This is a genomic window from Polaromonas sp., assembly GCF_018780625.1.
In the GTDB taxonomy this organism is placed as follows: Bacteria; Pseudomonadota; Gammaproteobacteria; order Burkholderiales; family Burkholderiaceae_C; genus Polaromonas.
Map to the genome: position 1 here is coordinate 40997 of NZ_JADMJK010000043.1, position 7072 is coordinate 48068.

The 7072-nt window shown below is 61.7% G+C and carries 5 protein-coding genes; 4 read left to right on the forward strand and 1 reads right to left on the reverse strand.

All coding sequences use genetic code 11. The features are described from left to right. The first annotated feature begins 23 nt into the window (after positions 1 to 23). The 4 genes from IV091_RS03455 to IV091_RS03470 all read left to right on the forward strand — a co-directional run bounded on the left by IV091_RS03455 (position 24) and on the right by IV091_RS03470 (position 6582). Positions 24 to 428 (forward strand): hypothetical protein, encoded by a 405-nt coding sequence (locus IV091_RS03455; protein WP_293465135.1) that lies wholly within the window; start codon positions 24 to 26, stop codon positions 426 to 428. A 78-nt stretch (positions 429 to 506) separates the two neighbouring features. Next, the gene (locus IV091_RS03460) at positions 507 to 1805 is read left to right on the forward strand and encodes a TolC family protein (RefSeq protein ID WP_293465137.1); all 1299 of its coding nucleotides are present in this window, start codon (positions 507 to 509) and stop codon (positions 1803 to 1805) included. Next, entirely contained in the window at positions 1802 to 3451 is a 1650-nt protein-coding gene (locus tag IV091_RS03465; RefSeq protein ID WP_293465140.1) for an efflux RND transporter periplasmic adaptor subunit, read from the forward strand. The genes IV091_RS03460 and IV091_RS03465 overlap by 4 nt, the downstream gene beginning before the upstream one ends. After that, complete coding sequence (locus IV091_RS03470; protein ID WP_293465143.1) at positions 3448 to 6582, forward strand: efflux RND transporter permease subunit; 3135 nt, start codon at positions 3448 to 3450, stop codon at positions 6580 to 6582. The genes IV091_RS03465 and IV091_RS03470 overlap by 4 nt, the downstream gene beginning before the upstream one ends. 237 nt (positions 6583 to 6819) lie before the next feature. Here IV091_RS03470 and IV091_RS03475 read toward each other — a convergent pair. After that, positions 6820 to 7072 (reverse strand): hypothetical protein (locus IV091_RS03475; protein ID WP_293465146.1); only part of this gene is annotated, 253 nt, incomplete at its 5' end.

Below are 7072 nucleotides of genomic sequence, written 5' to 3' on the forward strand. Positions count from 1 at the left end.
ACGATACTGTCCACCGCTAAAATATGACGATGCTTTTCGGCCGACGCCATCGTTTCATTGCAATGTTTTTTGCGCTGTGCAGCTTTTTGTTCATGCAGTTGGCGGTGGCCAGCTATGCTTGCCCGGGCGCTGCGTCAAAAGTCGCCGAAGTCGCCGCGATGGTCGAAGCCGGTATGCCCTGTGCCGAGTCCATGTCGAGCAATAGGGACAAGGCTCAGCCTAATTTGTGCCAGGCGCATTGCCAGGCAGGACATCAAACCGCCGACAAGTACGAGCTCCCGTCGCTGCCCACGGCAGTTGCCATCGGCCCAATGTTCACGCACGATGCCCCAGCCCTCGTGTTTTCGTGGCTGCAACTGCAAGCTCCCCACCTGATGCGCAGGACGGCCCCGCCGCTCGCCATCAGGAACTGCTGCTTCCGTATTTAACCTCTCAGCAAGACTAGGCCCTGTCAGCTACACCCCTCGGTGCGCCGACAGGTCGTTTTTTTGTGCGTTGGAGGTTTCATGTTTTTACCGTTTCCGATTTCCCGGGGCGCTGCTGGCGTCTTGATAAGTGCCCTGATTGGGGTGCTTGGCTCGCCATCATGGGCTGCCGATCCTTTGACCCTGGTTGAGGCGCAGCGCATTGCCGTCGGCAGATCGCAGCAACTGCGTGCGCAAGATGCGCTCGCCGTTGCCGCCCGTGAGCAAGCCGTGTCTGCCGGCCAGCTACCCGACCCGGTGCTCAAGCTCGGCATTGACAATTTGCCGGCCAATGGTTCTGAGCGCTTAAGCCTGACGCGTGACTTCATGACCCAGCGTCGTATCGGCCTGGTGCAGGAGTTGACGCGTGCCGAAAAACGTCAACTCCGGGCCGAGCGGTTCGAACGTAACGCCGAGCAGGTGCGTGCGCAACGCCAACTCACGCAGGCCAATGTGCAGCGTGAGACGGCACTGGCCTGGCTCGACCGCTACTATGCGCAGGCCTCGCGTGAACTGCTTGCCCAGCAGATTGAGGAGGCGCGGCTGCAAGTACAGGCAGCGGACATCGGCTTTCGTACCGCTCAGGGTAGTCAGGCTGACGTGTTTGCGGCGCGTGTCGCCGTGATCGCTCTGGAGGACCGTCTCAGTGAGGTTGATCGTCAGTACCGCAGTGCCGGACTGAGGCTGGTCAGGTGGGTGGGTGTTGCCGCAGCCGAAAGAGCGCCCTCCGGGGCGCCGCCATGGCAAAGTACACCGCTGCAAAATAAATTTGCGGACCAACACCTTCAGCGGCACCCCGATCTGCAGGTGATCAGTGCCGAGATCGACGCCGCTGAGACTCAAGCACGGCTTGCTCAAGCCAACAAACAGTCCGACTGGAGCATTGAGGCCAGCTACGCCCAGCGCGGCCCTGCTTTTTCCAACATGCTGTCGATCGGGGTTTCCATCCCGCTGCAATCGGACTCCAAAAATCGCCAGGACCGGGAATTGGCCGCCGCGCTCGCCTTGGTCGATGAGGCCAGAGCCCGTTACGAGGAGGCGATGCGCCGCCACGTGGCCGAGGTGAGCGGCTGGCTCAATGATTGGCAGTCGGGCAAGGAACGGGTCGCGCGCTACCGTGATGCGCTGATCCCCACGGCCCAGCAACGGGTCGAAGCGGCACTCACCAGCTACCGCGCCGGCAAGAGCGACCTGGTCACCACCCTGACCGCTCGCCGCGACGTGATTGATGTCCGTATCCAGGCCCTGATCCTGGAGCAGGAAACAGCGCGTTCCTGGGCTCAACTCAACTTTCTCGTTCCCGATCAGGGCATTGCAGCCCAAGCCAAGGACCAGCCATGAACAAAAAATACGTCATTGTCGCACTGGTGGTTGCCAGCTTGCTGGGCGCGGTCGGTTACGGTCTCTATGCCTTTGGCATGAAACGTGGCAGCAACATGGCAGCGGTCGCTGCCGCCGTTACGCCCAGCGCCCCGGCGCAAGATTCCGGTGCGCTGCCAGCGGCCGCTCCCTTGCGCATCGCCGAAGGCGAAGACGCGACCCGCCGTCATATCAGCGCAGGCATCAAAGCGGGCGATACCGATCCGACGAATGGCCGAAAGATCCTTTATTACCACGATCCCATGGTGCCGGGCAACAAGTTTGACAAGCCGGCCAAGTCGCCCTTTATGGACATGATGCTGGTGCCGGTCTATGCCGATGGCGACACCGACCAAGGCACGGTCACCGTGAGCCCGCGCGTTCAGCAAAACCTGGGGGTTCGCACGGCGCCGGTCACCGAAGGCACGCTGTCACCGCAGGTCTCGGCGGTGGGTAGTGTTGCCTTTAACGAGCGAGATCAGGCCATTGTTCAAGCCCGCGCAACAGGCTATGTGGAGCGTTTGCATGTGCGCGCCACCTTGGACCGGGTGACCAAGGGGCAGCCGCTGGTGGATCTCTATGTGCCGGACTGGGTTGCCGCCCAGGAAGAGTTTTTGGCGCTCAGGCGCATGACCGGCTACGACCTGGCGCCGCTGGTTGACGGCGCCCGCCAACGCATGCGCCAGGCGGGCATGAGCGAAGCGCAGATTCGTCAAGTTGATGCGAGCGGCCTAACCCAGACGCGAATTACCGTGGCGGCACCGCTAGGCGGGGTGGTGGTGGAATTGATGGTGCGTGAAGGTATGACGGTGCAGGCCGGTTCCACGCTGTTTCGCATCAATGGCCTGTCCACCGTGTGGGCCAACGCCGAGGTACCGGAGAGCCAGTCTGCCCTGCTGCGCCCAGACGCTAAGGTGCAGGCCCGCAGTCCGGCTGCACCTGGAATGACGTTCGACGGCAAGGTGCAGGCCATCCTGCCTGAGGTCAATCCAGTGACACGCACGCTCAAGGCCCGCATGGAATTGGCCAACCCAGGTGGGCGCCTCGTGCCGGGCATGTTTGTGAGCATGCAGTTCATGGGCATACCAGCTGACAAGGCTTTGCTGGTCCCCACCGAAGCCGTGATCCAGACCGGCAAGCGCACGGTGGTGATGCTGGCCGAGGACAACGGGCGCTTCCGGCCGGTCGATGTTCAGATGGGTATTGAAAGCGGTGGCCAGACCGAAATCAAGCGCGGATTGCAGGGCGGCCAGCGCGTCGTGGTGTCGTCGCAATTCCTGATCGATTCCGAGGCCAGCCTCAAGGGTGTGGAAGCCCGGCTGAACGAACTGCCCAAGCCGGCAGCCGCCACGACTGCACCGCGCCACGAAGGCGAGGCCAGGGTCGATGCCATTGGCAAAGACGAGATCACCCTGTCGCACGGACCCATTGCCTCGCTCAAGTGGGGCGCGATGACCATGGATTTCAAGCCGCCACCTCCCAAGGAGCTACCGCCTAACCTGCAAGCCGGTGACCGGGTGAGCTTTGAGTTCTACATGGGCGAGGACGGGCTGCCGCAGCTGACACGGGTCAAGCCGCTGCCTTTTGCACCAGGCGCCGCGCCTGCAGCGTCAGGGAGCAAGAGGTGATCGCCGGTCTGATCCGATGGTCCATCGCCAACCGCTTTCTGATCCTGCTGGCCAGCTTGATGATCAGTGCCTGGGGCGTGTACTCGGTGCAAAGAACGCCGCTGGACGCCTTGCCCGACCTGTCCGATGTGCAGGTCATCATTCGAACCACTTACCCGGGCCAGGCGCCACGCATCGTCGAGAACCAGGTCACCTATCCGCTGACGACGACCATGCTCTCAGTGCCGGGCGCCAAGACGGTGCGCGGCTACTCCTTTTTCGGCGACTCCTTTGTCTACGTACTGTTTGAGGACGGCACTGACCTGTACTGGGCACGTTCGCGGGTACTGGAATACCTCAACCAGGTGCAGTCGCGACTGCCAGCAGCCGCCAAGGCCACGCTGGGGCCGGATGCGACGGGCGTCGGCTGGATTTACCAATATGCGCTCATCGACCGCAGCGGAACGCAAGACGCTTCGCAATTGCGCGCGCTGCAGGATTGGTTTCTCAAGTACGAACTCAAAACCGTGCCCAACGTTGCCGAGGTCGCCTCGATTGGCGGCATGGTCCGCCAGTACCAGATCGTGCTCGATCCGGACAAGCTGGCGGCCTACGCCATCCCGCATACCCGGGTGGTCGAGGCCATCCAGAAGGCCAACCAGGAAGCCGGTGGCTCGGTGCTCGAATTGGGGGAGGCCGAGTACATGGTGCGGGCCTCGGGTTATCTGCAATCACTCGACGATTTCCGCGCAGTGCCTTTGATGACGACGCCTGGCGGCGTCTCGGTGCGCCTGGGCGACGTGGCGCGCATCCAGATCGGCCCGGAAATGCGCAGAGGCATCGGCGAACTCGATGGCGAGGGCGAAGCCACCGGCGGCGTGATCATCATGCGTTCAGGCAAGAATGCGCTGGAAACCATCGCCGCGGTCAAGACCAAGCTCGCATCCTTGCAGTCCAGCCTGCCCAAGGGCGTGGAAATCGTTCCGGTCTATGACCGCTCCGGCCTGATTGAGCGCGCCGTGGACAACCTTGCCTACAAGCTGCTGGAGGAATTCCTCGTCGTGGCGGTGGTGTGCTTCATCTTCCTGTTTCACCTGCGCTCGGCCTTCGTGGCCATCATCTCGCTGCCGCTGGGCATTCTGATCGCCTTCATCGTGATGCGCTACCAGGGGGTGAACGCAAACATCATGTCGCTGGGCGGCATCGCGATTGCCATTGGCGCCATGGTCGATGCGGCGGTGGTCATGATCGAAAACGCCCACAAACACCTGGAGCAGTGGGGCCACGACCATCCCGACAAAACATTGCAGGGCGAGGCACGCTGGCGGGTCATCGGCGATGCGGCGGCCGAAGTGGGGCCGGCGCTGTTCTTTTCGCTGCTCATCATCACCTTGTCGTTTGTCCCGGTGTTCACGCTGGAAGCCCAGGAAGGCCGGATGTTCTCGCCGCTGGCATTCACCAAAACCTACGCCATGGCGGCTGCGGCCGGGCTGTCGGTCACCCTGATTCCGGTGCTGATGGGTTACCTCATCAGAGGCCGGATTCCCGATGAGAGGGCCAATCCCCTGAACCGCTTGCTGATCGCGGTCTACCGGCCCATGCTGGAGGCGGTTCTGCGCGGGCCAAAGCTCACGCTGCTGGCCTCTGCCGTTGTGCTGGTCATCAGCCTGTGGCCGCTGCAGCATATCGGCGGCGAGTTCATGCCCCGGCTTGACGAGGGCGATTTGCTTTACATGCCGTCAGCCTTGCCGGGCCTGTCTGCCGGCAAGGCGGGCGAGTTGCTGCAGCAGACCGACCGGCTGATCAAGACCGTGCCCGAGGTTGCCAGTGTGTATGGCAAGGCCGGGCGCGCCGAGACAGCAACCGACCCAGCGCCGATGGAGATGTTCGAAACCACCATCCAGTTCAAGCCGCGCGAGCAGTGGCGGGCCGGCATGACGCAGGACAAGCTGGTGGAAGAACTCGACCGCATCGTGAAGGTTCCGGGCTTGTCCAACATCTGGGTGCCGCCGATTCGCAACCGCATCGACATGCTCGCCACGGGTATCAAGAGCCCGGTGGGCGTGAAGGTGGCCGGCACCGATCTGGCGACGATTGACCGGCTGACTGGCGAGATCGAACATGCGCTCAAAGCCGTTCCGGGCGTTTCAAGTGCATTGGCCGAACGCCTGACCGGCGGACGTTATGTTGATGTGAACATCCGGCGTGACGCGGCAGCCAGTTTTGGCCTGAACATCGCTGACGTGCAGTCGGTCATCAGCTTGGCGGTAGGCGGCGAGAACATCGGTGAGACGGTCGAGGGTTTGCAGCGCTTTCCCATCAACATGCGCTACCCGCGAGAAATCCGGGACTCTCTGGAGAAGTTGCGCAGCCTGCCCATCGTGACCGAGCGCGGCGCGCGCCTGGTGCTCTCGGACGTGGCCGACATCCGCATCACCGATGGCCCGCCCATGCTGCGCAGCGAAAACGCCCGCCTGTCGGGCTGGGTTTATGTGGACATCCGGGGCCGCGATCTGCGCTCTGCCGTGCAGGACATGCAGAAGGCTGTGGCCGAAAAAGTGAAGCTGCCGCCCGGGTATTCCATTTCCTGGTCTGGCCAGTTCGAGTTTCTGGAGCGCGCCACGGCCAAGCTCAAGGTGGTCGTTCCTTTTACGCTGCTGATCATCTTCGTGCTGCTGTACCTGACCTTCAAGCGCTTCGACGAAGCTTTGCTCATCATGATTACCTTGCCGTTTGCGCTGGTGGGAGGCATCTGGCTGCTTTACCTGTTGGACTACAACCTGTCAGTGGCGAGCGCCGTCGGGTTTATCGCGCTGGCCGGTGTCTCGGCCGAATTCGGCGTGATCATGCTGCTATACCTGAGGTCTGCCTGGGACGACAGGCTCGCGCAGGGGAAAACCAGCGCTGCCGACCTGCTTGATGCCATCCGTGAAGGCGCGGTGTTGCGCGTGCGTCCCAAAGCTATGACAGCGGCCGTGATTCTGGCGGGCCTGTTTCCTATCATGTGGGGAAGCGGGACGGGCTCCGAGGTCATGCAGCGCATCGCCGCGCCCATGGTCGGCGGCATGATCACGGCGCCGTTGCTGTCGATGTTCGTGATTCCGGCGGTGTATTTGCTGATCCGGCGGTCACGTGAGCGGGCGAGGGAATGAATCCAACGAAACGCAGCCTTTGATCTTCCCAAAAGCGAAACTTTAGAACACTTGATCGAGACGGACGGCTTACTTTGAGATCCCATGGGCTTCTACCATCGAGTGGCGTGGAAGTGAGCCTGGGAATCCCTCCTTGGCATCAAGTCTTCGCGTCGTTTATCCAGAGAATATGTCTATGTCTGCTACCCCACTTGTCAAGAGTCTTCACCCCATCGATCACGCCAGCGCACAAGGCCCTCAAAAGCGAAACTGGCAGTGCTGTATGCCACGACGACGGCTATGGTCCAAAGTCACGGCCAGCCGGAGCCTGAGATAGTCCAGACGTTCGTGGAAGCGGGCTACAAAGAAATTGACCTGCTCTACATCGTGCTCGCCATTTCCGTCAAGACCCTGCGCAACTTTAGCAACCACCTTTTTTCCACCCCGGTTGACGATCGGTTTTCTGCCTACAAAATAGCCTGATTGTGTAGCTCCATGACTCAATATTTTG